At 59.1% G+C, this 23,457-nt stretch carries 21 protein-coding genes and 2 pseudogenes; 14 read left to right on the top strand and 9 right to left on the bottom strand.

The window, feature by feature from the left end; all coding sequences use genetic code 11:
- Positions 1–27 precede the first annotated feature (27 nt).
- The 4 genes from ACTG2B_RS00245 to ACTG2B_RS00230 all read left to right on the top strand — a co-directional run bounded on the left by ACTG2B_RS00245 (position 28) and on the right by ACTG2B_RS00230 (position 2,285).
- The gene (locus ACTG2B_RS00245; RefSeq protein WP_439995005.1) at positions 28–342 is read left to right on the top strand and encodes a hypothetical protein; all 315 of its coding nucleotides are present in this window, start codon (positions 28–30) and stop codon (positions 340–342) included.
- Positions 343–475: 133 nt separating this feature from the next.
- Positions 476–904, top strand: a complete 429-nt coding sequence (locus ACTG2B_RS00240; RefSeq protein WP_439995004.1) for a hypothetical protein — start codon at positions 476–478, stop codon at positions 902–904.
- Entirely contained in the window at positions 897–1,286 is a 390-nt protein-coding gene (locus ACTG2B_RS00235) for a hypothetical protein (RefSeq protein WP_107683491.1), read from the top strand. The genes ACTG2B_RS00240 and ACTG2B_RS00235 overlap by 8 nt, the downstream gene beginning before the upstream one ends.
- A 234-nt stretch (positions 1,287–1,520) precedes the next feature.
- Positions 1,521–2,285 carry an EAL domain-containing protein gene (locus ACTG2B_RS00230; protein WP_439995003.1) on the top strand — a complete coding sequence of 255 codons (765 nt, stop codon included), beginning with the start codon at positions 1,521–1,523 and terminating at the stop codon, positions 2,283–2,285.
- Between the two features lie 119 nt (positions 2,286–2,404).
- On the opposite strand, the gene ACTG2B_RS00225 is transcribed toward ACTG2B_RS00230, so the two are convergent.
- Together ACTG2B_RS00225 and ACTG2B_RS00220 are read right to left on the bottom strand one after the other, a co-directional pair.
- Positions 2,405–3,943 carry an ADP-ribosyltransferase gene (locus ACTG2B_RS00225; protein ID WP_439995002.1) on the bottom strand — a complete coding sequence of 513 codons (1,539 nt, stop codon included), beginning with the start codon at positions 3,941–3,943 and terminating at the stop codon, positions 2,405–2,407.
- Positions 3,944–4,172: 229 nt separating this feature from the next.
- Entirely contained in the window at positions 4,173–5,534 is a 1,362-nt protein-coding gene (locus tag ACTG2B_RS00220) for an ADP-ribosyltransferase (RefSeq protein ID WP_439995001.1), read from the bottom strand.
- Positions 5,535–5,732: 198 nt separating this feature from the next.
- On the opposite strand from ACTG2B_RS00220, the gene ACTG2B_RS00215 reads away from it, so the two are divergent.
- On the top strand, positions 5,733–6,110 hold the full coding sequence (locus ACTG2B_RS00215; RefSeq protein ID WP_201910552.1) for a CesT family type III secretion system chaperone: 378 nt from the start codon (positions 5,733–5,735) through the stop codon (positions 6,108–6,110).
- 126 nt (positions 6,111–6,236) lie between these two features.
- Positions 6,237–6,731, top strand: a complete 495-nt coding sequence (locus ACTG2B_RS00210; RefSeq protein WP_101530631.1) for a DM13 domain-containing protein — start codon at positions 6,237–6,239, stop codon at positions 6,729–6,731.
- 74 nt (positions 6,732–6,805) lie between these two features.
- Here ACTG2B_RS00210 and ACTG2B_RS00205 read toward each other — a convergent pair whose 3' ends face one another.
- The gene (locus ACTG2B_RS00205; RefSeq protein WP_439995000.1) at positions 6,806–9,070 is read right to left on the bottom strand and encodes a methyl-accepting chemotaxis protein; all 2,265 of its coding nucleotides are present in this window, start codon (positions 9,068–9,070) and stop codon (positions 6,806–6,808) included.
- Between the two features lie 254 nt (positions 9,071–9,324).
- Positions 9,325–10,329, bottom strand: coding sequence for a substrate-binding domain-containing protein (locus ACTG2B_RS00200; protein WP_439994999.1), 1,005 nt, complete (start codon positions 10,327–10,329; stop codon positions 9,325–9,327).
- Between the two features lie 434 nt (positions 10,330–10,763).
- Here ACTG2B_RS00200 and ACTG2B_RS00195 point away from each other — a divergent pair, with 434 nt between their 5' ends.
- The 8 genes and pseudogenes from ACTG2B_RS00195 to ubiK all read left to right on the top strand — a co-directional run bounded on the left by ACTG2B_RS00195 (position 10,764) and on the right by ubiK (position 17,299).
- Positions 10,764–11,885 carry a branched-chain amino acid ABC transporter substrate-binding protein gene (locus ACTG2B_RS00195; protein WP_005339442.1) on the top strand — a complete coding sequence of 374 codons (1,122 nt, stop codon included), beginning with the start codon at positions 10,764–10,766 and terminating at the stop codon, positions 11,883–11,885.
- Positions 11,886–11,951: 66 nt separating this feature from the next.
- Positions 11,952–12,877 (top strand): annotated as a pseudogene (livH, locus tag ACTG2B_RS00190) (high-affinity branched-chain amino acid ABC transporter permease LivH).
- Positions 12,877–14,145 carry a high-affinity branched-chain amino acid ABC transporter permease LivM gene (locus tag ACTG2B_RS00185; protein WP_043825923.1) on the top strand — a complete coding sequence of 423 codons (1,269 nt, stop codon included), beginning with the start codon at positions 12,877–12,879 and terminating at the stop codon, positions 14,143–14,145. Before livH ends, ACTG2B_RS00185 begins: the two are co-directional and overlap by 1 nt.
- Complete coding sequence (gene livG, locus ACTG2B_RS00180) at positions 14,142–14,915, top strand: high-affinity branched-chain amino acid ABC transporter ATP-binding protein LivG (protein WP_139405517.1); 774 nt, start codon at positions 14,142–14,144, stop codon at positions 14,913–14,915. The genes ACTG2B_RS00185 and livG overlap by 4 nt, the downstream gene beginning before the upstream one ends.
- Before the next feature lie 10 nt (positions 14,916–14,925).
- Positions 14,926–15,627 (top strand): ABC transporter ATP-binding protein, encoded by a 702-nt coding sequence (locus tag ACTG2B_RS00175; RefSeq protein WP_005342433.1) that lies wholly within the window; start codon positions 14,926–14,928, stop codon positions 15,625–15,627.
- A gap of 122 nt (positions 15,628–15,749) precedes the next feature.
- Positions 15,750–16,073: a thiosulfate sulfurtransferase GlpE gene (gene glpE, locus ACTG2B_RS00170; protein ID WP_005355913.1), complete on the top strand. Its 324-nt coding sequence runs from the start codon at positions 15,750–15,752 to the stop codon at positions 16,071–16,073.
- Positions 16,070–16,899 (top strand): annotated as a pseudogene (gene glpG / locus ACTG2B_RS00165) (rhomboid family intramembrane serine protease GlpG). The gene glpE and the pseudogene glpG overlap by 4 nt, the downstream one beginning before the upstream one ends.
- 142 nt (positions 16,900–17,041) lie before the next feature.
- Positions 17,042–17,299, top strand: coding sequence for a ubiquinone biosynthesis accessory factor UbiK (gene ubiK / locus ACTG2B_RS00160; protein WP_005339429.1), 258 nt, complete (start codon positions 17,042–17,044; stop codon positions 17,297–17,299).
- 54 nt (positions 17,300–17,353) lie between these two features.
- Here the strand turns inward: ubiK and ACTG2B_RS00155 are convergent, their stop codons facing one another.
- The 5 genes from ACTG2B_RS00155 to rho all read right to left on the bottom strand — a co-directional run bounded on the left by ACTG2B_RS00155 (position 17,354) and on the right by rho (position 23,301).
- Positions 17,354–18,367, bottom strand: coding sequence for a GGDEF domain-containing protein (locus ACTG2B_RS00155; protein ID WP_439994998.1), 1,014 nt, complete (start codon positions 18,365–18,367; stop codon positions 17,354–17,356).
- 219 nt (positions 18,368–18,586) lie between these two features.
- On the bottom strand, positions 18,587–19,285 hold the full coding sequence (gene fre / locus ACTG2B_RS00150; RefSeq protein ID WP_439994997.1) for an NAD(P)H-flavin reductase: 699 nt from the start codon (positions 19,283–19,285) through the stop codon (positions 18,587–18,589).
- A gap of 146 nt (positions 19,286–19,431) precedes the next feature.
- Positions 19,432–20,901: a 4-hydroxy-3-polyprenylbenzoate decarboxylase gene (ubiD, locus tag ACTG2B_RS00145; protein WP_158114355.1), complete on the bottom strand. Its 1,470-nt coding sequence runs from the start codon at positions 20,899–20,901 to the stop codon at positions 19,432–19,434.
- Positions 20,902–20,934: 33 nt separating this feature from the next.
- Positions 20,935–21,927 carry a hypothetical protein gene (locus ACTG2B_RS00140; protein ID WP_439994996.1) on the bottom strand — a complete coding sequence of 331 codons (993 nt, stop codon included), beginning with the start codon at positions 21,925–21,927 and terminating at the stop codon, positions 20,935–20,937.
- A gap of 108 nt (positions 21,928–22,035) precedes the next feature.
- Complete coding sequence (gene rho, locus ACTG2B_RS00135) at positions 22,036–23,301, bottom strand: transcription termination factor Rho (RefSeq protein ID WP_005339417.1); 1,266 nt, start codon at positions 23,299–23,301, stop codon at positions 22,036–22,038.
- Positions 23,302–23,457 lie beyond the last annotated feature (156 nt).

Below are 23,457 nucleotides of genomic sequence, written 5' to 3'. Positions count from 1 at the left end.
TCATGCTCTCAAACGGAGGAATGATACATGGCCACCAATTACTCAATTCGTATTGACTTTGATAGAGAGCAAGAAAATCCTCAGCGAGTGTTCATCGCTATGGCCATGTATATTGAAGGATTTAATGCATTACAAGAGTCTTTTATGCAAGGTTTTGGCAAGGGTATCGAATTTGATACTTCCCTTGAAAAAACTAGAGAAGGGTCATGCATTGCAGACATAGCTATAAAAGTGAAAGATATAATAAGAGGTGTTCGCTTAGAGAGTCTTTACGATTGTATTATGAAGGAATCAAGAAAGAGATTAGTACATCGGAGAAAATTGATTCAGAAACAGATGTGAAAACATTTATAAAAAATGTTTACTCTGCTTCAGGGGCAAGCTCACCCCAAGATAAATTATTTACTTGTCATGGTGATGCAGACCCTATAGATATAGCTGACGCACTTAACAAATATACAAAGCCAATAGTGAATTGAGTAAGAATGATAAAGTTCAGTTCGGGAGAGGAGATGATTTAACCGACATTAGTGAAACCTTCTCATGTCCAAGAAATGGCAGCCAAATATTTTCTAACACTGTAGAGGATTTCCCTGCCAAGGAAATTCTTATTGTTCGTCGTCCATCATATGTGAAAGGTTTACAATGGGATTTTGAAAGAACTCATGGTAAAAATAAAAAGATAACTGCAGCAATGCTAGATGATGTTTGGTTCGAAAAGTGGGTTAGACACGAAGATGCACTATGGCCAGGGGATGCACTACATGCGTATGTCAGAAAAAAAAGAAAAACAAATAAGCTAAGACCTCACCTCGCATCATACGAGAAAGAAATTGTTAAAGTCATACGCGTAGTCCCTCAAGGGGAAGTACAACAACTAAGCTTGGAGCTAGATCATGAATAAAAGAAATTATGATGTGGCGAAGAAAGAAGTTGTATTTATTGCACTTCCCTTACTTCTTCTATTCATAATAAAGTTATTTGACGATGCTTTAATGTCATTTGTTAAAATATCTGACTTCTCATTAGCTTTATCTATGATGTATGGTCAACTGCTGGCAAAAAGCCTTGATGTGCCTGATACAAAAAAACGTATAGAAAGATTTAGTACATATCAGGTTTATATCTTTGCGATATCAATGATATCCATAACAATGTATATTTCATTTAATCTCATCCCATCTGTCAGGGTCGAATTCTATATTGCCCAGATAATTATCTTTATCGTGGGGATTATCTTTTATATTCCTATGTCGACTCTGATGAGTGACCTTTCAAAGAAATAACCCGTAGGTTCGATTAGCCGTCAGGCGTAATCGGACGTTCGCGTAAATGGATTCTCTCGCCATAACGGCCAGCCGCACTTCCCCCTCCAGCTGGCCGCCCCTGTTTCACGGCAACAACCTTAATCAAAGCCTCTCGATCGTCCGATTACGCTGCGCTAATCGAACCTACAGGGGGGTGATCAGCTGTTATCATTTGAGACAGTGCCCAGCGCCGCCACGCCCAAGAGGAAAGTCATGGATATACCTGCCGCCCCATCCCCCGCCATCTGCCAGCTGTGTCAGGAACAGGTGGATCTCGACTTCGACTTCACCATGGCCTTTCAGCCCATCGTCGATTGCAGCAAGCGCACCATCTTCGGCTACGAGGCGCTGGTGCGAGGGCTCAACAACGAGCCGGCGCAGAGCGTGATTGCCCGGGTCAACGACGGCAATCGCTACCGCTTCGACCAGCTGTGCCGGATCAAGGCCATCGCGCTGGCCGCCCGGCTCGATATGCGGGGCATGCTGAGCATCAACTTTCTGCCCAATGCGGTCTACCGCCCGGAGCGCTGCATCCGCACCACCCTGCAGGCGGCCCGCGAGCATCTCTTTCCCATCGAGCAGATCATGTTCGAGCTGACCGAGGTGGAGCAGGTGCAGGATAGCCAGCATCTCCGCGGTATCGTCGATCACTATCAGGCGCTCGGCTTCAAGACGGCGATCGATGACTTTGGCGCCGGTTACTCAGGCCTCAACCTGCTGGCCGATTTTCACCCCAATATCGTCAAGCTCGATATGCACCTGCTGCGCGGCATCGACCAGGACCCAACCCGACAAGCCATAGTCCGCCACTGTCTGGCGCTGTTTGCGGAGCTGCAGATCACCCCGCTGGCGGAGGGGATCGAGACCCGCGAAGAGATGACCTGCCTGCGGGAGATGGGCGTCAGCCTGATGCAGGGCTATCTGTTTGCCCGTCCCGGCTTCGAAACCCTGCCCGAGGTGGATTTCGCCAGCCTCTAAGCCATATCGGCCTGCCCTGCCCCCCTCAACCCACTCCCGCCTGAATAAGAAAACGGACACCCGAGGGTGTCCGTTTTTATGTCATATCACCTTGCCCCGAGGGGCTGTGTGCTGACGGTTTACAGATAGCTCTCATCGACGCCGATATGAGCCAGCGCAGCCAGTTCGAGCGGTGTCAGCTGGCTGGCGGAGTCGATCATGGTCGGCTCGCCACGGGCGGACCCGGGCAGTTGCAGCCGCTCCTTGAGCGCATCGGTCAGGCTGCCCACCAGATTGCCCATGCGGGTCAGGCGGGAGACCAGCACGGCCTCAGGGCTGCTTGCGCTATCGGCAAAGCCGGAGACCTGAGCCACCGCGAAGTCGCAGATAGCCCTGGCCCGATCACCAAAAGCCCCTTCCAGCTGTTGCAGTACCTGCCGTGCCTCGCTGTCGCCGAGACGCCCCAGCTCCGCCTGCATATGGCCGGTGTCAAAGCGCAGTCGCGCCCCGGCATCTAGCCGTTCCTCTCGCGGCTTGAGCGCGGTATGGTCCACCCACGCCTGCTCGGTCTGACCGGCAAACTGCATCAGGCCGCCCAGCACCAGCCGCTGGTTGGGACGCGCCGAGGCGAGGCTGTCGAGGGCATGACCAAGGGAAGAGCCCTTGGCATCGCTGCCGCTGGCCAGCGAGAGCGCCAGAGTGCGCAGGGTTTGCAGGTCGCCGCGGGTCTGCAACTTGGCCATGTGGGAACTGTTGAGGGAGCCATCGGCAATGTGTTGATGCAGGGCATTGAGATCGCTGCTGCTCAGGGTCACCTCGGTCGAGGTTTGATCCCGCAGCAGGTAGCTGGCCTGATAGCTGATAAGATCCAGCGCCAGCTTGTAGCCGGTGGCCGGGGTCTGCCGCGCCATGACGACCTGTTCGCGGGCAGCCCCTTTGCTCTCACCGCGTTGGACGGGCACCGCATCCGCTGTTGTGGCCGCGCTTTGCGCCGGTTCGCCAGCGATTTCAGCCTTGACGGCCCGCTGCAGGTCGGCCACTTCACCCATCGCGGTGTGCAGCTGGCTCATCGCCTCCTGCAGCAGTTCGGAGGTGGCGCTGGCGAGCAGGTCGGTCACCTTGCCCCCCACAGTGCCCCACTGCTGGAGCGGGATACCGGCGATGGGGCGGGCCAGCAGCCCGGCAGCCAACTCCCGGAGTTCCGGCTGCTGGGAGCCGACGACAACAGCCTGCAACGCGGTGCAGAGAGAGCGCAGTGGGCCGTTGCCGGTCGCCAGAGTGGCGTGCTCCTTACCCAGTTGTTCGGCGCCGATGTTGTTCAATACGTCCGCCTTGGCAAAGCCACCCAGCGAGCTACCAAATGCAGCCTGCTTCATCAGGCGCTGAAGATCCTCGGGAGAAGTGGCGGTTTGCGTCTTCGGCGCAGCGGCACTCTTGCCGCTCCCAAGCAGGTTGCCAATCCACTCTTTGATGGCCACAAACGGGCGGGCCAATTGGGCCCCCAATCGCGAAAGCTGCCCCTGCCCTTTTTGCGGTTCGCTGCGGTTGCCCAGCAAGATCGCATCTTGCCCGGTAGCGACCTGACGCGCCTCCAGCTGGCCCATCCGGCCAACCCCTGTGGTTGCATCACTGTGGTGAGCGACGGCCTGTGTGCCGACGGTGTTTGCTTGAATCTGCATGATGATTGTCTTCTTGTGATGTTTCGCCGTCAGTCTAGGAGAGGCCATCAACAGGGACTATCGGGATTGGTCGCGATTTTTGTACTGAGCGCGGCGTGCTATCTCGCTGGCCGAAAAGCTAAAAAAAGAGAGCCACCAACTTGCACTGACCCCCCTATAGCCCACTCCCGCCAGAATAAAAAACGGACACCCGAGGGTGTCCATTGGTATCAGTTTTCGTGCTATCTGGTCACGCCAGATCGAGGCCGCGCATCTTCAGACGGATATCAACCTCTTGCGGCTTGTCGGCACCGCCCGACCCTCTTGCCAAATCCAACGCATCCAACAGCCCCTTGCTATGGCCGCTTTGTTCCCCCAACTGGGCCTCTTCCAGTACCCGCCTGGTGACTCCCCGCTCATCTTTGGCACTCAGCAACACCCGCATATCCGTCGCCTTGTTATAGAGGATCTCCTGCTCATCCCCTTCAACGGATATGTCGCTGACATCGATCCCCGAGCGGCCAAATACCGTGGAAATAGTGCCTGAACCACCAAAGCTGGTGGCCACCTTGGGATCCCGGGAGGTGGAAAAATAAGCGGTATCATGACCGACTTGCCCCTCTGCCACCCCGCTGAACGCATCGCCACCGTGGGTACCGCGGAAGGTCTTGACCAACTGCTCGGCGGGAGTGCTTTTTTCAAAAGCAGCAGACATGCCCTGATCGATCAATGCTTGCCCTGCATCCAGCTGCTTTTCCTGACGCAGCGAGCGATTCAGGTGCTGGTACTCGCCATTGGTGTAGAGACCAAGCGCCATGACTTCAGCATCGCTGTAAAAACCGTGGGGCTGTTCACCCAGATATTGTTCAGCCTCCAGGCCAAATTGATTCTGCAAACCCTCAGCCAGCGCCTTGTCGGCAGGCTCACCTTTAACTTCGCTCTCGACGGCATAGCGTAATTGGGCAACCTCATGCATCAGGTCGTTCAATCCGGCTGCAACCTCACCGAGTTGCTCCTGCGTGGCGGAGCTCACCCATTCGCTGGCCTGCCTGCCCGTGGTTCCCCATTGCTGCAGAGCAATCCCGCCCAAATTCAGTTCAAGCAGGCAGGCGGCCTGATGAGTGGTTGCCTCGATTTTTGATCCATCACGAATACCGCTCAGGGCAGTGACCAAGGAACGCAGAGCACCGTTGCCAGTCGCCAGAGTGGTGTGGTCCTTGCGCAGTTGTTCAGCATTGATACTTTTCAGCTCGCTTGTCTTGTCGAGCGCGCTCAGGGTATAGGGCAGTGCCTTTTGCAAAAAAAGACGTTTCTGATCCGCCATGGAGAGGTTTTCTGCTACCTGAGTCTTCGGCGCAGCGGCACTCTTGTCACTCCCCAGCAAGTTGCCGATCCACTCTTTGATGGCCACAAACGGGCGGGCCAGTTGGGCCCCCAATCGCGAGAGCAGCCCCTGCCCTTTTTGCGGTTCGCTGCGGTTGCCCAGCAAGATCGCATCTTGTCCGGTGGCGACCTGACGCGCCTCCAGCTGGCCCATCCGGCCAACCCCTGTGGTTGCATCACTGTGGTGAGCGACGGCCTGTGTGCCGACGGTGTTTGCTTGAATCTGCATGATGATTGTCTTCTTGTGATGTTTCGCCGTCAGTCTAGGAGAGGCCATCAACAGGGACTATCGGGATTGGTCGCGATTTTTGTACTGAGCGCGGCGTGCTATCTCGCTGACCGAAAAGCTAAAAAAAGAGAGCCACCATTAACAGTGCCGCTGGCGGTGACCTGCTCTAATGGCGCCATCATCAATCTGGAGCCATCAATGAACTCTCTTTATCACGCAGCCATCCACCAGCTGTTTCTCTCCCTCTCCCTGCCTGCGCCGCAACAGGAGGAGAGCGTCACCAGCCTGCAGATCGGCGAACTGACCTGCCATCTGACCGAACACCCGGCCGACTATCTGCTGATGTTTACCCGCCTCGACGCAGCCACCAGCGCCCAAGCCGCGGCCCAGAACCTGTTCAGTCAGGACCCATGCAAGCCGGTACTGGGTTTCGATACCGAGAGCCTGACACCGGTGCTGTGGAGTCGTCAGCCCTTGCAGCAACTGGATCGCACCCAGATCCACCACCAGCTGGAACAGCTGGTGCACGCCGCCAGCAAGATCAACAAAGGCCAGGACGGTACCATCCGACCTTGAGCCATTAGCGTGACCACACCCCACGTCACCATAGAGGGGTAACCACACCTCTGGCCTGAGCAAACTGGGCAGCGGGCCCCCGGACTGATATGGTTTTGCCATCAATTCATCAACGACCGAGATATCATGAAACGCAAAACCATGGCCCTGCTGCTGGGCACCCATCTGCTGGTCGCGGCGGCAGGCTTTGCCGCTGGTGTCTACACCCTGCCGATCCTGATCGCGCCACCCGCACCTGATACCGAGCAGGTAGCGGCCAGCCAGCAGCAAGCGAGATTCCACGGCACCTTTCGCCGGGATCTGAAAGACAGCGATCGGCTGCACTGGGGGGAGGGCAAGGTGAGCATAGGGCCGGATGCCGTCAGCCTGATGGGCAAGCTGGCACCCGGGCCGGACTACCAGCTCTACCTCTCCCCCGAGTTTGTCGAGACCGAAGCCGATTTTGCCCGCCTCAAGGATCAGATGGTGCGAGTCGGGCCGGTGAAGACCTTCGACAACTTTATCGTGCCGCTGCCCGCCACGATCGATCCGGCCCGCTACAGCAGCGTGATCGTCTGGTGTGAAACCTTCGGCCAGTTCATCACCGCCGCCCGTTATCAGGATGAGAGTCCGGAGCAGTAACCTCGCCCCAGACCCGCACCATGAAAAAGGGCTGACATCGCTGTCAGCCCTTTGGCTATCAGGCCCGCTCGTCATTAACGCTCCGGCTTGGTCATCTCCCGCAGCAGCTGATCGATGCAGCCCACTACCTGCTCTGAGTTCTGCTCGATCTCGCGGTAGAGCGCCTCCGCCTCTTCATGCTTGTGCTGATTTTTCAGCTCGATAATCTGCTGGATCACCTGATGCAATCTGGCGTGGGGGGCGGCCATCGCCCTGAAGGCGGGTTGATCGCCGCAGCATGCCTGCCCTTCGCTGAAGTACCAGTGGCCAAGGCGGCACTCCTTGTCACTGACCGCCTCGTTGCGCGACAGCCCCTCCTGCCCATCCAGATAGGCGCGCACCCGAGTCTTCCAGCCCATGTGAGCGGCGCGGGCGCGACTCAGCACCATCCGCACGTTGGAGCCATCCTGGAACTGCCCGGCCAGATCCCCCAGCTTGTCCACCAGGGTCGCCACATGGCTGGCGATATGGGCGGTATCCCGCGCCACCAGCGTGGTGGCCTGGGAGATCTCGTGGACGCTGACGATATTGCGGGTGATCTCGTCGCTCACCGAGGATTGCTCTTCCGAAGCGGCAGCGATCTGGGTGTTCATGTCGCGAATGCTGTTGACCGCCCCCTTGATCCGGCCGAGGGCTTCTCCCGCCTGATTGGCCCGCTCCACCGACTCCCCCGCCCGCGAGACGCTGTGTTCGATCATGGTCACCGTGGTGCCCACCGCCCGTTGCAGTTGCTCGATGGTGCCGCGGATCTCGGCGGTGGAGTGCTGGGTGCGCCCGGCCAGCGAGCGCACCTCGTCGGCCACCACCGCAAAACCGCGCCCCTGTTCACCGGCCCGGGCCGCCTCGATGGCGGCGTTGAGGGCCAGCAGGTTGGTCTGCTCGGCGATGGACTGGATCACCGCCAGCACCGAGCCAATCTGCTCGCTGGCCTTGGCAACCTCTTTCACCGTGTTGCCCGCACTGGCGATCTCCTCGGCCAGCTGTTCGATCATGTTGACGCTCTGCTGCACCACCTCATCACCGGTGACCGCCTGATTGTCCGCTTCGTTGGCCGCTTCGGCCGCCTGCGCCGTGTTGTTGGCCACCTCGTGTACCGTGCTGGTCATCTCGGTCATGGCGGTGGCGAGCTGGGTGGCCTGTTCCTGCTGGCGCGTCATGTTGCCAAGGTTGCCCGACGCACTGCGCGACAGCCGCTCACTCTCGCCAGCCAGTTCGCCCAGAGTAGCGGTGAGCTGGCTGATGGTGTCGCGGATCTTGGCAACAAAGCCATTGAACGCCGACCCAAGGCGGCGGATCTCCTCCGGCCCCGCCACCGGCAGCTTGCTGCCGAGATCGCCGGAGCCATTGGCCAGCGCCTCCAGCGCCTTGACGCTGTCGAGCAGCGGACGGCTAAGACGCGCCAGCAGCAGCACCAGCGCCACCGCAATCAGAGCGGTGCCAAGTAGCACGATCATTACCATCTGCCAGCTCTGGCGTACCAGTGCGGCAGCAACCTCACTGTGATCACGCGCCAACTCGATCACCCCGACCGCCTTGCCGGAGAAGTCGCGCAACGGTGCCGCCATCACCAGAAAATCGCTCCCCTGCTGCTTGATGGTGGTGAAGCGGCTCTCTCCCGCCAATACCTCCTGATACCAGTCCACCGACTCACCAAGCATGGAGGTACCAGTCAGCATAACGGGCTTACCCTGTTCAAACAGATAGATGGCAAGGCGACTGTCCTTGCCCAGCAGATCGGCAAACAGCGAGGTGTCGAGGGCGCGGCCAAACTCCACCGAGCCGACCGACTGACCATTGAAAGTGACCGGCACTACGCCGCGGATCCCGGTGCCGCCCTGACCGGTCTCCAACCCGCCGACCGGTTGATGATTGCGGTTCACCTCGACCACTGCCAACCGTGTAGTAGAGAGGTCGTCGCCATGATTTGCGGGCTTGTGTACCCGATAAAGGGAAGTAGCCGGGGGGATGTGAAAGTGAAACTGCTGGATCCCCTGCGCCTTGAGGGCGGGCCAGAGCGGATCAAACAGATTGGCGAGGGTCTGCCAATCCTTGTCGGCCACAGCTCTGGCTGCATCCGGCCGCTGGGCGATCAGGGTTGCCGCCAGCACGGTTTCATGGCTGGTGTTTTTGATCACCGCTTCCACATTCTGGAGCTGGCTCCGCAGTGCAGCCTGCTCGGCCGCGAGCGCCCGCTGGCGATTTTCAAACAGGTTAAAGGTAAGCAGCACCACGGCGAGCAATACGATGCCGCCGATTGCCAGCAGCGTGATCTGGTGACCCAGCTTGCGAGGGGGGAACATAAGACACCATCCTTGACAGTCATACCCAACCTACAGGATGGAACGGTTAAGTCGGGAGTCCATCAGAACTTAACCCTTTGTTGATATTGATCAAACGATTAACAGGCAAAATGCGAGGTGGGTCAAACGGGGGGAATATTCACTCACAAGACCGAGATCGGCACTGCGAGCCACAGGTTGAAAGTAAACCGCCCATAAACAAAAACCCCTCCAACGTGACAGAGGGGGTTTTTCGTGTTGGCAACGGGTGCGGATTAACGCAGCGGTTTGACCGAGCGACGGACAATCAGCTCGGGCTGTACCGTCATCGACTCCACTTCCAGCTCCTTGTTGCGGATCCGGCTGACCAGATGCTTCACCGCCAGCTGGCCCAGTTCGGCCTTCGGGTGACGGATGGTGGTCAGCGGCGGGCTGGAGAAGCGCGCCATCTCCACATCGTCGTAGCCGATGATGGAGATATCGTCCGGCACCTTGACTCCGGCTTCCCAGGCAGCGCAAATCGCGCCGATCGCCATGGGATCGTCAAAGGCAAAGACCGCGGTCGGACGAGGCTGCAGGGCCAGGATGCGCTGCATGGCATCGAAGCCGCTCTGGCTCTCGTAGTCCCCTTCAAAGACCTGTTCATCTTTAAGGGTCAGACAGTGCTCGCCCAGCGCATCACGTACCCCGTCCAGTCGCTGCTGGGTGGTCGGCTTGGAGAGCTGGCCAGTGATGCAGACGATGTCGCGGTGCCCCAGCTCCAGCAGATGGCGTACGGCCATGCGGGCGCCGATGCGGGCGTTGTCGTTGATGACGTTGGCGAAATCGCACTCCGTGCCCCAATCCAGTACCACCTGCGGCACGTTCTTGTGGATGCGCAGCATGTCACGCAACGGGGTGTCGATATCGGTACCCAATACCAGCAGTCCATCCACCCGTTTTTCCATCAGCATTCTCAGGTAATGCTGTTGGCGAGGCGGCTGGTTTTCGGTGTTGCAGAGGATCAGGCTGTAGCCCTGTTCGAAGCAGTACGCTTCAACCCCTTGCACCACTTCTGCGAAGAAGGGGTTTACGCTGGTGGTGACCAGCATACCAATGGTCTTGGTCGAATTTATTTTAAGACTGCGCGCTACCGAGTTGGGCGCGTAGTTGAGTTCTGCCACCGCCTCAATCACTTTCTGGGTCGCGTCTTCGCTGACCCGCCGAGTGTGGTTGAGCACATGTGAGACGGTGGAGATGGATACGCCTGCGCGCGAGGCGACATCCTTGATAGTGGCCATCTCTGTCTCCTGACTGTCAAAGGCGGAACATTAGCAGATTTCCCGAATAAAGGCTTGGTTTTAACGAGCTCTGCCACGGAATTGTCAATGCCGGCTAATTTAGGCGCTCATTTCTGTTTGCGCAAATGGATTGTGGTCAAAATGGGAGCGCTGTCAGAGTAAAATATCACCAGATTAATCCTCTGGCGTTTGTCAGAATCGCCTCTCGTTACCAAGATGTTAAGTCAACAAATCGAAATTAAGCTCTGATTAGCCGAAAATAACAGGTCATTTATTTCAAAATCCGCCCATTCAACCCCCTCTGGTTAGTATCTTTAACAGCTTGTTATTGCCCCGTGAGGAATGATAGAACCATACCTATAGCCGGATGCACGGGATGTAGATCCGGAATGGCACACGGAAATGAAACAATCCACTGATTAAGGGACGAATCAATGCATAAGTTGAGCAAAATCACAGTTGGCGCAGCGGTTTCTTTGGCTCTGTTTGGATCGATCTCCATCGCCCACGCGGCAGACACCATCAAGATAGGTATCGCAGGCCCGGTCACCGGCCCGGTCGCCCAGTACGGGGACATGCAGTTCACCGGCGGCAAGATGGCGGTCGAGCAGATCAACAAGGCTGGCGGCATCAATGGCAAGCAGATCGAAGCGGTCGTCTATGACGATGCCTGCGATCCCAAACAGGCGGTGGCCGTCGCCAACAAGGTGGTGAACGACGGCGTCAAGTTTGTGGTCGGCCACCTCTGCTCCGACAACACCCTGCCCGCCTCCGACATCTATGAAGACGAGGGGATCCTGATGGTCACCCCTGCCTCCACCAACCCCAAGATCACCGAGCGCGGTTACCAGCTGACCCTGCGCACCATCGGCCTGGATAGCGATCAGGGCCCGACTGCCGCCAAGTACATCATCGAGCAGGTCAAACCCCAGCGCGTGGCCGTTATCCACGACAAGAAGCAGTACGGTGAAGGGATCGCTTCCAGCGTCAAAGCTGCGCTCGACAAGGCTGGCGTGAAGGTGGTGGCCTTTGAAGGGATCACCGCCGGTGACAAGGACTTTTCCGCCCTGATCGCCAAGCTGCAGAAAGAGAACGTCGATTTCGTCTACTACGGCGGCTACCACCCGGAGCTGGGTCTGATCCTGCGTCAGGCTGGCGAGAAGGGGCTGAAAGCCAAGTTCATGGGCCCGGAAGGGGTGGGTAACAAGGATATCTCCGCCATCGGTGGCCCGGCTTCCGAAGGCCTGCTGGTGACCCTGCCAAACAAATACGATCTGGTTCCTGCCAACGCCCCGCTGGTGGCGGCGTTCAAGGCCAAGGGTCAGGACTCCTCCGGCCCGTTCGTCTGGACTACCTACGCCGCGGTGCAAACCCTGGCAGCCGGTATCGCCAAGGCGGGTGAAGATGACCCGGCCGCCGTTGCCGCCGCCATCAAGGCTGCGCCGATCGATACCGTGATGGGCCCCCTGACCTGGGCACCGAACGGAGACCTGAAAGGCTTCGAATTCGGTGTGTTCCAGTGGCACGCTGACGGTACTTCCAGCCAAGTCAAATAATCTGCCGATCGGGGGTGAGTACGCTCACCCCCTCCTCTCTTTGCGGGCAAGTACAGGGAACGCAGTATGTCCGAACACCTCCTCTATCTGGTTCAGCAACTGCTGAACGGATTAACCATAGGCAGCACCTATGCGTTGATCGCCATCGGCTACACCATGGTCTATGGCATCATCGGCATGATCAACTTCGCCCACGGCGAGGTGTACATGATCGGCTCCTATGTCGCTTTTATGGTGATGGCGGGGCTCATGATGATGGGCATCGACAGCACCTTTCTACTGCTGGGAGGCGCCTTCCTGGTCAGTATCATCATCACCGGCACCTATGGCTGGAGCATCGAGCGGGTCGCCTACCGGCCACTGCGTGGTGGCAACCGGCTGATCCCCCTCATCTCCGCCATCGGCATGTCGATCTTCTTGCAGAACATGATGCGGATGGCTCAGGGCTCACGGGATATCGCCATGCCCAGCCTGATCTCCGGTGGCTGGACCCTGGGGGGGAGGATGGTTTTCAGGCCAGCCTCTCTTATATGCAGCTGATCATCTTCGTGGTGACTTTCATCACCATGCTGGCGCTGACCCAGTTCATCGGCCGCTCCCGCATGGGCCGCGCCTGCCGCGCCTGCTCGGAAGATATCAAGATGGCCAACCTGCTGGGCATCGACACCCACGTGGTCATCTCCATCACCTTCGTGCTGGGGGCCGCGCTGGCCGCCGTCGCCGGGGTGCTGCTCGGCATGTATTACGGCGTCATCAACCCCTACCTCGGCTTTATGGCCGGTCTGAAGGCCTTCACTGCCGCTGTATTGGGTGGTATCGGCAGCATTCCGGGCGCCGTACTGGGCGGCCTGCTGCTCGGCGTGGTTGAAGCGCTCACCGCCGGTTATCTCAGCACCGAGTACAAGGATGTGATGGCGTTTGCCCTGCTCATTTTTGTGCTGCTCTTTATGCCGACCGGCATTCTGGGTCGTCCGGAAGTGGAGAAAGTGTGATGAAACATCAATTTATCCACGCCTGTATCGCCAGTCTGGTGCTGCTGGTGCTCTCCTTCTGGCTGCTCGGCTTCAAGCTGGAGACCGATGGCTCCAGCCTGCAGGTAGTGAGCCGCCTCGATGTGTCGCTGGCCTGGCTGCTGGGGGGAGCCACCATTGTTTTCTGGTTCCAGATGCTACGCGGCCAGATTGCCAAGCTGTTTCAGGCCTCCATCAGCGGCTTCTCGGTCGGCTTCACCAAGCTGGTGCTGCCGAGCCCGGAAGAGGCGCCCAAGCTCTATAACCTCACCGCCGTGCTGGTGCTGCTGTTTGCGGTGAGCTGGCCCTTTATGGCCTCTCGCGGCGCCATCGATCTCGCCACCCTCACCCTGATTTACATCATGCTGGGGCTGGGGCTGAACGTAGTGGTCGGCCTCGCCGGTCTACTCGATCTCGGCTATGTCGGCTTCTATGCGGTCGGCGCCTACAGCTATGCCCTGCTCAACACCTACTTCGGACTGAGCTTCTGGGAGTGCCTGCCCATCGCCGGGCTGATGGCCGCTACCTTCGGCTTCCTGCTCGGTTTCCCGGTGCTGCGGCTGCGGGGGGACTATCTGGCCATCGTCACCCTGGGTTTTGGCGAGATCATCCGCATCCTGCTCAACAACATGACCACCCTGACCGGCGGCCCGAACGGCATATCCGGAATCCCCAAACCGACGCTGGGGGGGTTGGAGTTCAACCGCACCGTCAAGGATGGGGGCTTTGATACCTTCCACAACTTCTTCGGCATTACCTACAACGCCAACCACAAGGTGATCTTCCTCTACCTGATGGCGCTAGTGCTGGTGGTGGTGACCCTGTTCGTCATCAACCGCCTGCTGCGCATGCCCCTTGGCCGCGCCTGGGAAGCGCTGCGGGAAGACGAGATCGCCTGCAAATCGCTGGGGCTCAACCCCACCATCATCAAGCTAACCGCCTTCACCATAGGCGCCACCTTCGCAGGCTTCGCGGGGAGTTTCTTTGCCTCCCGGCAGGGCTTTATCAGCCCGGAATCCTTCGTCTTTATCGAGTCGGCCATCGTGCTGGCGATTGTGGTGCTGGGTGGTATGGGCTCCCAGATCGGGGTGGTGCTGGCAGCTATCGTGATGACGGTGCTGCCGGAGCTGGCCCGCGAATTCAACGAGTATCGCATGCTGATGTTCGGCCTCTTGATGGTGTTCATGATGATCTGGCGGCCACAGGGATTGCTGCCAATGACCCGTCCGCATCTGGAGTTGAAGAAATGAGTACACATCAGAAGTTAATGGAAGTCTCTGATTTGTCGATGCGCTTCGGGGGCCTGCTGGCCGTCAACGGGGTAAAACTGGATATCGACAAGGGCGAGGTGATCTCCATCATCGGCCCCAACGGCGCGGGCAAGACCACCATCTTCAACTGCCTGACCGGCTTCTACAGCCCGAGCGGCGGCACCATCCGCTACAAGGGTGAGGAGATCCAGGGGCTGCCCGGCCACTTCATCGCCCGCAAGGGGATTGTGCGTACCTTCCAGCACGTGCGGCTGTTCAAGGAGATGACGGCGGTGGAGAACCTGCTGGTTGCCCAGCACCAGCACCTCAACACCAGTTTTATCGCCGGTCTGTTCAAGACCCCGGCCTTCCGCCGTGCCGAGCAGGAGGGGCTGGAGCGGGCCGCCTTCTGGCTGGATAAAGTGGGCCTCAAGGATCTTGCCAACCGCGCCGCCGGTAATCTGGCCTACGGTCAGCAGCGCCGGCTCGAGATCGCCCGCTGCATGGCGACCCGTCCCGAGCTGCTGATGCTGGACGAACCGGCCGCCGGTCTCAACCCGAAGGAGACCGACGAGCTGGACGAGCTCATCATGAGCCTGCGGGACGAATTCGGGGTCTCGGTGCTGCTGATCGAGCACGATATGAAGCTGGTGATGGGCATATCCAACCGCATCTTCGTGGTCAGCCAGGGCACCCCGCTGGCCCACGGCAAGCCGGATGAGATCCGTAACAACCCGGCAGTGATCAAGGCCTATCTGGGCGAGTCGTAAGGACAAAAAGATGTTAGAACTTCGCAACGTATCGACCCACTACGGCAAAATTCAGGCACTGCACGATGTCAGCGTCGAGGTGAAAGAGGGGGAAATCGTCACCCTGATCGGCGCCAACGGCGCAGGCAAGACCACCCTGCTGATGACACTCTGCGGCGAACCCAAGCCCAGCAGCGGCTCCATCTGGTTTGAGGGGGAACAGATCAGCTCCCTCACCACCGCCCGCATTATGCGCAAGGATATCGCCGTGGTGCCGGAGGGGCGTCGCATCTTCGCCCGCCTGACGGTGGAGGAGAACCTGCTGATGGGCGCCTTCTTCGTCGACAAGGCCGAGCAGCATGGCCTGCTGGATCAGGTGTTTACCTTGTTCCCGCGCCTGCACGAGCGCCTGCAACAACGGGCGGGCACCATGTCCGGCGGCGAGCAGCAGATGCTGGCCATCGGCCGCGCCCTGATGAGCAAGCCGCGCCTGCTGCTGCTGGATGAACCCTCGCTGGGGCTGGCCCCCATCGTCATCCAGCAGATCTTCGACACCATCGAACAGTTGCGGCAGAAGGGGATGACCATCTTTCTGGTGGAGCAGAACGCCAACCAGGCGCTCAAGCTGGCCGACCGCGGCTATGTGCTGGAGAACGGCCACGTGGTGCTGCAAGACACGGGCGCCGCCCTGCTGGCCAACCCGGCAGTGCGGCAGGCCTATCTGGGCGGTTAACCCACAGCCCCGCATGCCATATCGACAAGGGAGCCGCTGGCTCCCTTATCTTTTGTGGGGTTAGTTTGCGCCCAAGCTTGCGGTACACTGGCCCGTAATCAACCTATTCGCAGGACATCCCGATGGACCAGTTTGCCCATATCAATGCCCATGATGCCCACCAGAAACTGAGCGCGGGTGAAGCCCGTCTGGTGGATATTCGCGACCCGCAATCCTTTGAAGCGGCCCACGCGGTCGGCGCCTTCCACCTCACCAATGGCACCCTGGTGCGCTTTATGAATGAAGTGGATTTCGATACCCCGGTCATCGTGATGTGCTATCACGGCAACAGCAGTCAAGGGGCGGCCCAATACCTGCTGCAACAGGGTTATGACGAGGTCTACAGTCTGGATGGCGGCTTCGAGGCGTGGCGCAGGGAGTTTCCCATCGAGGCAGGCGAGGCATGATCCAGCTGCTGGTGCTCGACAACGCCCGCATGGCGCAGGCGCTGGTGGACTATCTGGCGACCCTGGGCATCTCCTGCGAGCTGACCCAGTCCGAGCTGGGGGTCACCATCTGGCTGGCGGACGAGCAGCGCCTCGCTCAGGCCCAGCTGGAGGTGAAGCGCTTTCTGGCCGAGCCTGGCCACCCGCGCTATATGGAAGCCTCCTGGCAATCCGGCCGCGCCGATGCCCGCATCGACTACAGCAAGGGGATGACGGATCCCATCACCGATTTCCTTCATCAGGCGGGGCCACTGACGCTGGTGGTCATCATCGCCTGTCTCGCCATCTACGGGATCGAGGCCATCGGCCTGCCAATCTACGATGAACTGGCATTCCACCCGACGCTGGCCCAGTTCACCGACTGGCAGGCGTGGCGTTATTTCACCCCCGCCCTGATCCACTTCTCGGTGCTCCATCTGGTGTTCAACTTGCTGTGGTGGTGGTATCTCGGCGGCCAGATCGAGCAGCGCCTCGGCAGCGGCAAGCTGCTGATCCTGCTGCTGGTGGGCGCCGCCCTGCCCAATATCGCCGAGTTCTTTGCCAGCGGCCCGCTGTTTGGCGGCCTCTCCGGCGTGGTCTATGCCCTGCTCGGCTACTGCTGGCTGCGCAGCAAGCTGCAACCGGCCTGCGGCCTCACCCTGCCACCGGCACTGATGGGCTTTATGCTGTTCTGGTGCTCGGCTTCTTCGACATGCTCGGCACCAGCACCGCCAACATCGCCCACCTGACCGGTCTGCTGGTCGGCCTGCTGCAAGGCTGGCTGGATCGCAACCACCAGCCGACCTGATTTTTCAGCAGCCGCAGAAACAACAACGCCGCCCCGAGGGGCGGCGTTTGCTTGGCAGCACAAATGGTAAAAAGCCGCCGCGATCTCGGCAAAGTGAGGGAATTGTCGGTAGAATGTCCGCCAACGCTTTAAGGAGGACATCATGATCGACCCGAAGAAACTGGAAGAGATCGCCAAGCAGGTGCACAACTCCCTGCCGCCCGGCATTCGCAGCATGGGTGAAGAGGCCGAGAAGAAGATGCGTCAGGTACTGCAAGCCCAGCTGGGCAAGCTGGATCTGGTCAGCCGCGAAGAGTTCGACGTGCAGACCAAGGTGCTGCTGCGTACCCGTGAAAAACTGGCCGCCCTCGAAAGCAAGCTGGCTCAGCTCGAGCAGCAGCTCGGCGCCAAAGGCGAATAACGAAAACCCCAGCTCGGCTGGGGTTTTTGCTTTGTATTGAACCTGTAAAAACCATCACACCTGAAGCAGATACCAGGCCCGCTTGCCGCGTGCCTTGGCCTCATACATGGCACGGTCGGCCACCTCCAATGCCTGCCGGAAGCTCAATGGCTCCTCCTCCCACAGGGCGATGCCGATACTCAGCCCCACTCGTTGCGGGCAACCGGGTTTGGGCACATATCCGTGCATCCGGCTGATCAGGGCGTCAGCCAGCTGCGCCAGGACATGGCTCGACACATCCCGGTGCAGATGCACCACAAACTCGTCACCGCCGTAACGGCCGCACAGGGCCGAGCCAGGCATGATAAGGCGCAGCCAATCCGCCATCTGCTGCAACACCAGATCGCCGCAGGCGTGCCCCAGCTGGTCGTTGATCCCCTTGAAATCATCCAGATCGATAAAGAGCAGCGCCCCCGCGCCTTGCGGCTGCAGCTGGGCAAACGCCTTGCCAAACCCCTGCCGGTTGAGCAAACCGGTCAGTGCGTCGCTGTTGGCACGCTCCGCCAGTCGCTGCTCATAAGCCTTGCGCTGGGTGATATCGATATGGGAGCCCATGATCCGCAGCGGTTTGCCATCTCCATCCCGATCGACGACCCGTCCCCTATCCCACAGCCAGGTGACCTCGCCTTGCGGATTGATGGTGCGGTATTCGGCTTCATAGAAGGGGGTTTTACCCTCAAGGTGGGCAAAGTAGCTGCCCATGGCATGGGCGCGATCGTCGGGATGGAGCTTGGCGCTCCACTGATCGAAATGAGGGGCCATATCACCGGCCTGAAAGTTCTGCAGATTGAAGACCCGCAGCTCGCCAGTGGGAATAGTGCCCTGCCAGAGACAGATGCCGGTGCCATCGAGGGCGGCATTGAGCTTCTCCTGCAACAGGCCATTTTCATGCTTCAAAGCGGCGATCTCTGCCTGCAAACGGGCCATTTCACCGCCATGAGGGGACGGGCTCAGCGTTGCGACCCGCTCGACAGAGCCGGTCTCTCCCCTGTCATCCTCCGCAGATGCCCTGCCCTCTTCACTCAACACGGCGCCTCCTTGTGCTTGCTCTATGGATGCTCTTGTCAATCCCCCACAAAGATGCCATCAGCTAGGTTAGATTAGTAGCCATTCATAGCCAAAATATTGAAAAATAATGGGATAACGCCGCGATAATCCAACCATTCGGGATGATCCGGTACTGCGGGAGCCCTAAAAACAAAAGCCCCCGGCAAAACCGGGGGCTGCGTCATCCAAGCGGGGATCCCGTCAGATAAATTCGTAGGCGTCACCAAAGATGCGCTCCGGCTCGGCGCCAAGGATCTTGAACTCCTCACGCGCGGCACCCGCCATCTCGAAACGGCCGGCGACATAGATGTCGTAGTCGTGGAGGCTGACGAAGTCATCCATGATCGCCTTGTGTACCAGCCCGCTCTTGCCGGTCCAGTCAGCCTCAGGCTCCTGCACCACCGGGATAAAGGTCAGCGGCGCGTAGTCACGCTCCCACTGCTGCATCTGCTCCAGCTCATAGAGCCAGTGAGCCTGACGCACCCCCCAGTAGAAGAACACCGGGCGCTTGCTGCCTGTGTCGAGCAGGTACTCCAGAATGGAGCGGGCGTAAGAGAAGCCAGTACCGCCCGCCATCAGGATCAGCGGACGGGGAGACTCATCGCGCAGGAACGCCTTGCCAGCCGGCAATTCGACCTCGATCTCCCCCTGCTCGCGCATGCGGGCCAGCACCTGACCGGCGTAGGCGTTCTCGGGAGTAGCACCGATTTGCAGCTCCAGCACGCCCGGGCGGGTCGGCGAGTTGGCGATGGAGAAGGGGCGCTTGTCCGAATCACTCATCACCACCAGCAGATACTGGCCCGGCTTGAAGCTGATCGCTTGCTGCGGCGCCAGGGCCACATGCCAGATGGTGTCGACATATTCGCGCAGTTCCTCTACGCGGCATTTGATACGTTGCATTCTTGTCCTTGTGGCGGGCTCGCTCGGCCCGCTTCGCTCATTGTTTCACTATGGAGTGACGACCAGCAGCCCTGGCCCCGTCAGTCGAGAATACTCAAATCAGTGCGGATCGCATCACTTTTTGCAGCAAAGCTGTCATGTTTGCCTCATCCGAGGATATTGAGCTCATCCCAGATGGCATCGACCTTCTGCTTCACCGCCTCATCCTGAACTATGGGCTGACCCCACTCCCGATTGGTCTCGCCCGGCCACTTGTTGGTGGCATCCAGCCCCATCTTGGAGCCTAGGCCAGAGACCGGCGAGGCGAAGTCCAGATAGTCGATCGGGGTGTGCTCGATCAAGGTGGTGTCCCGTGCCGGGTCCATCCGGGTGGTGATGGCCCAGATCACATCCTTCCAGTCGCGGGCGTTGACGTCATCGTCACACACCACCACGAACTTGGTGTACATGAATTGGCGCAGGAAGGACCAGACCCCCAGCATCACCCGCTTGGCGTGGCCCGGGTAACGCTTCTTGATGGTCACCACCGCCATCCGGTAGGAGCACCCCTCCGGCGGCAGATAGAAGTCCACAATTTCGGGAAACTGCTTCTGCAGCAGTGGCACGAACACCTCGTTCAGCGCCAGACCCAACACCGCCGGTTCATCGGGCGGACGGCCGGTGTAGGTACTGTGATAGATGGCATCGCGCCGCTTGGTGATGTGGGTGATGGTGAAGACCGGGAACTCGTCCACCTCGTTGTAGTAGCCGGTGTGGTCGCCATAAGGGCCTTCCGGCGCCATCTCACCCGGCTCAAGATAGCCTTCCAGCACGATCTCGGCGCTGGCGGGCACCTCCAGATCGCAGCTGATGGCCTTGATCACCTCGGTACGGCTGCCGCGCAGCAGACCGGCAAAGGCATATTCGGAGAGAGTATCCGGCACCGGCGTCACCGCGCCGAGAATGGTCGCGGGATCGGCACCGAGCGCCACCACCACCGGGAAGCGCTCACCGGGATGGGCCTCCTGCCACTCGCGAAAATCGATGGCACCGCCACGATGATCGAGCCAGCGCATGATCAGCTTGTTCTTGCCGATCTTCTGCTGGCGATAGATGCCGAGGTTCTGGCGTTTCTTGTAGGGGCCACGGGTGATGGTGAGGCCCCAGGTGACCAGCGGCGCCACATCGCCGGGCCAGCAGTGCTGGATCGGGATCTGGTCGAGATCGACCGCATCTCCCTCCTGCACCACCTGCTGGCAGGGGGCGGAAGAGAGGCGCTTGGTCGGCATGTTGAGCACCTGCTTGAAGATCGGCAGCTTCTCCATCAGCTCCTTGAATCCCTTGGGCGGCTCGGGCTCCTTGAGATAGGAGAGCCAGACCCCGACCTGACGCAGGGCGCCCACATCGGGCTGCCCCATGCCCATGGCAACCCGATCCGGGGTGCCGAACAGGTTGGTCAGCACCGGCATGGTGTAGCCTTTGGGATTTTCGAACAGCAGAGCCGGGCCACCCGCACGCAGGGTGCGATCGCTGATCTCGGTCATCTCCAGATAGGGATCTATCTCGCGGGTGATCCGCTTGAGTTGTCCGTTTTGTTCCAGCTGCGCGATGAAATCACGCAAATCCTTGTATTTCATGCAAGTTCCCAACCGGGTTCAGGAGGTCACGCATTATAACCCCGGCTGCCCATCGGGTGTACCCGAATCGGGCAGCAGACTCGGTGCAATGGGTGGCATGTCACGCTGGCCGAGACGTCTGGCCAGCGCAGAGAGCAGTTTGGGCTCGTCCACCTCCATCAACAGACCAGCCACCAGCGCCCCGTATTGGCGGTTGGAGAGTTCCGCCAGCAAGTATTTCTGGGCTTGCGGCGGCAAGGGCGAGAGCGCGCTCAGCTGACGCAGGGCGGCCCCCTTCAACCCTTCATTGCCACTGGCGGCAATCAGCAGATCGCTGGCAGCACTGCCGTGATGGAAGCGGTTGATGGTAGAGAGTGCGCGCAGCGCATCCTGATCTGCCGGCCGCCGCCACAACATGCCATAGAGCGCCGGTTCCCCGGTGCGCTGCAACAGATGGAACAACAGGTGATTGTCGGGCAGATAGATATTCTGGCTGGCCAGTGCTTGCGCCTCCCGCATCCAGATCGGTTGCGGCAAGGTGTCGAGGGCCAGCAACAGGGCTTGCTGCTGCATGGCGAGATCGGGGTTACTGTTGTAGTAGATGGACTTTAGCTGGAAGCTGCCCTGGGCAAGCTGCTGCCGATAGTGCTGCACCAGTGATTGCAGTTGCCACTCCCCCAGCAACTGACGGGCGCGAGCGGCAAAATCATAAACAGGTTGCTGCACCAGAAAACCGTCGACCTGCTGCTCCATGAGCCACTCGGGGGCCTTATCGGCCTGAGCCGCGACCCACTGTTGCAACGCAGGGGATGCAGGGGTGGTAGCGGGAATATCCCGCAGCAGCTGCAACAGCAGGAACTCCCGCCGCTCGCGGCTCAGGGTCGCCAGCAGAGAGTCGATGGCTGCAAATTGCCCCTCCTGCAGACGGCCCGCCAGATAGCGTTGGTGCGTCTGCAACGTCTCGGCTGTCACCGCGACCGGAGCACTCTGCGCGCAGGCGGGCATTGCACTCAGCAACCCCAGCAATAACCAGAAAACAGGCTTCATGACGTCTCCATCCATGTGACATCGGGATCTCATACTACTAGGGCGACCGGAAAACAGATAAACAAAAACCGCGACCAGGGCCGCGGTTTCGTCATTTTCTGACCGGACTTACTTCTGCTGGCGCCGCATGGCGTCGAAGAACTCGTCGTTGGTCTTGGTCATCGCCAGCTTGTCGATGAGGAATTCGATACCGTCGATCTCACCCATCGGGTGGACAATCTTGCGCAGGATCCACATCTTCTGCAGCTCGTCACCTGAGGTGAGCAGCTCTTCTTTACGAGTACCTGAGCGGGTGATGTCGATGGCCGGATAGACACGTTTCTCGGCAATCTTGCGCGAGAGGTGCAGTTCCATGTTGCCGGTCCCCTTGAACTCTTCGTAGATAACCTCGTCCATCTTGGAGCCGGTATCGATCAGCGCGGTGGCGATGATGGTCAGGCTGCCGCCCTCTTCAACATTACGCGCGGCGCCGAAGAAGCGCTTGGGACGGTGCAGGGCGTTGGCGTCCACACCACCGGTCAGTACCTTGCCGGATGACGGGATGACGGTGTTGTAGGCACGGGCCAGACGGGTGATGGAGTCCAGCAGGATCACCACGTCTTTCTTGTGCTCGACCAGACGCTTGGCCTTCTCGATCACCATTTCGGCAACCTGAACGTGACGGGAAGCAGGTTCGTCAAAGGTGGAAGCGATCACTTCACCTTTCACCATCCGCTGCATCTCGGTCACCTCTTCCGGACGCTCGTCGATCAGCAGAACGATCAGTTCACAGTCCGGGTGGTTGTAGGCGATGCTCTGGGCGATGTTCTGCAGCAGCATGGTCTTACCGGCCTTGGGCGGCGCCACGATCAGGCCACGCTGGCCTTTACCGATGGGGGAAGCCAGATCCAGTACACGGGCGGTGATATCTTCAGTAGAGCCATTACCCCGTTCCATACGCAGACGTTCGTTGGCATGCAGGGGGGTAAGGTTTTCAAACAGGATCTTGTTGCGGGAGTTTTCCGGACGGTCGTAGTTGACCTCATTGACCTTGAGCAGTGCGAAGTAGCGTTCGCCCTCTTTCGGTGGCCGGATCTTGCCGGAGATGGTATCGCCAGTACGCAGGTTGAAGCGGCGGATCTGGCTCGGGGAGACGTAGATATCGTCAGGGCCTGCCAGATAGGAGCCGTCTGCACTGCGCAGGAAGCCGAAACCATCGGTCAGGATTTCCAGCACACCGTCGCCAAAGATATCTTCACCACCCTTGGCGTGCGCCTTGAGGATTGCAAAAATAATATCTTTCTTGTGCGCCCGAGCCAGATTTTCCAACCCCATGGATTCGCCAAGCTTGACCAGCTCGGACACAGGAGTGTTCTTTAATTCAGTCAGATTCATAGTGGTGAAAGTCTGTAAGCAAGGATTGAAATGAGGAGACAGTCTGCTGGATTGATGCTGATCGGATTTGATTGCCAGGCTGTGGTTAGCAAAGAGTCAGGCAAAAAGGTTAGCAAACGAGCGATAAACTAGCACCAATCGGGATGAGCGTCTAGG

It is taken from the genome of Aeromonas sp. 30P (assembly GCF_051919805.1).
GTDB classification, from domain to species: Bacteria; Pseudomonadota; Gammaproteobacteria; order Enterobacterales; family Aeromonadaceae; genus Aeromonas; species Aeromonas veronii.
This window is presented reverse-complemented; position numbering and strand designations above follow the sequence as displayed.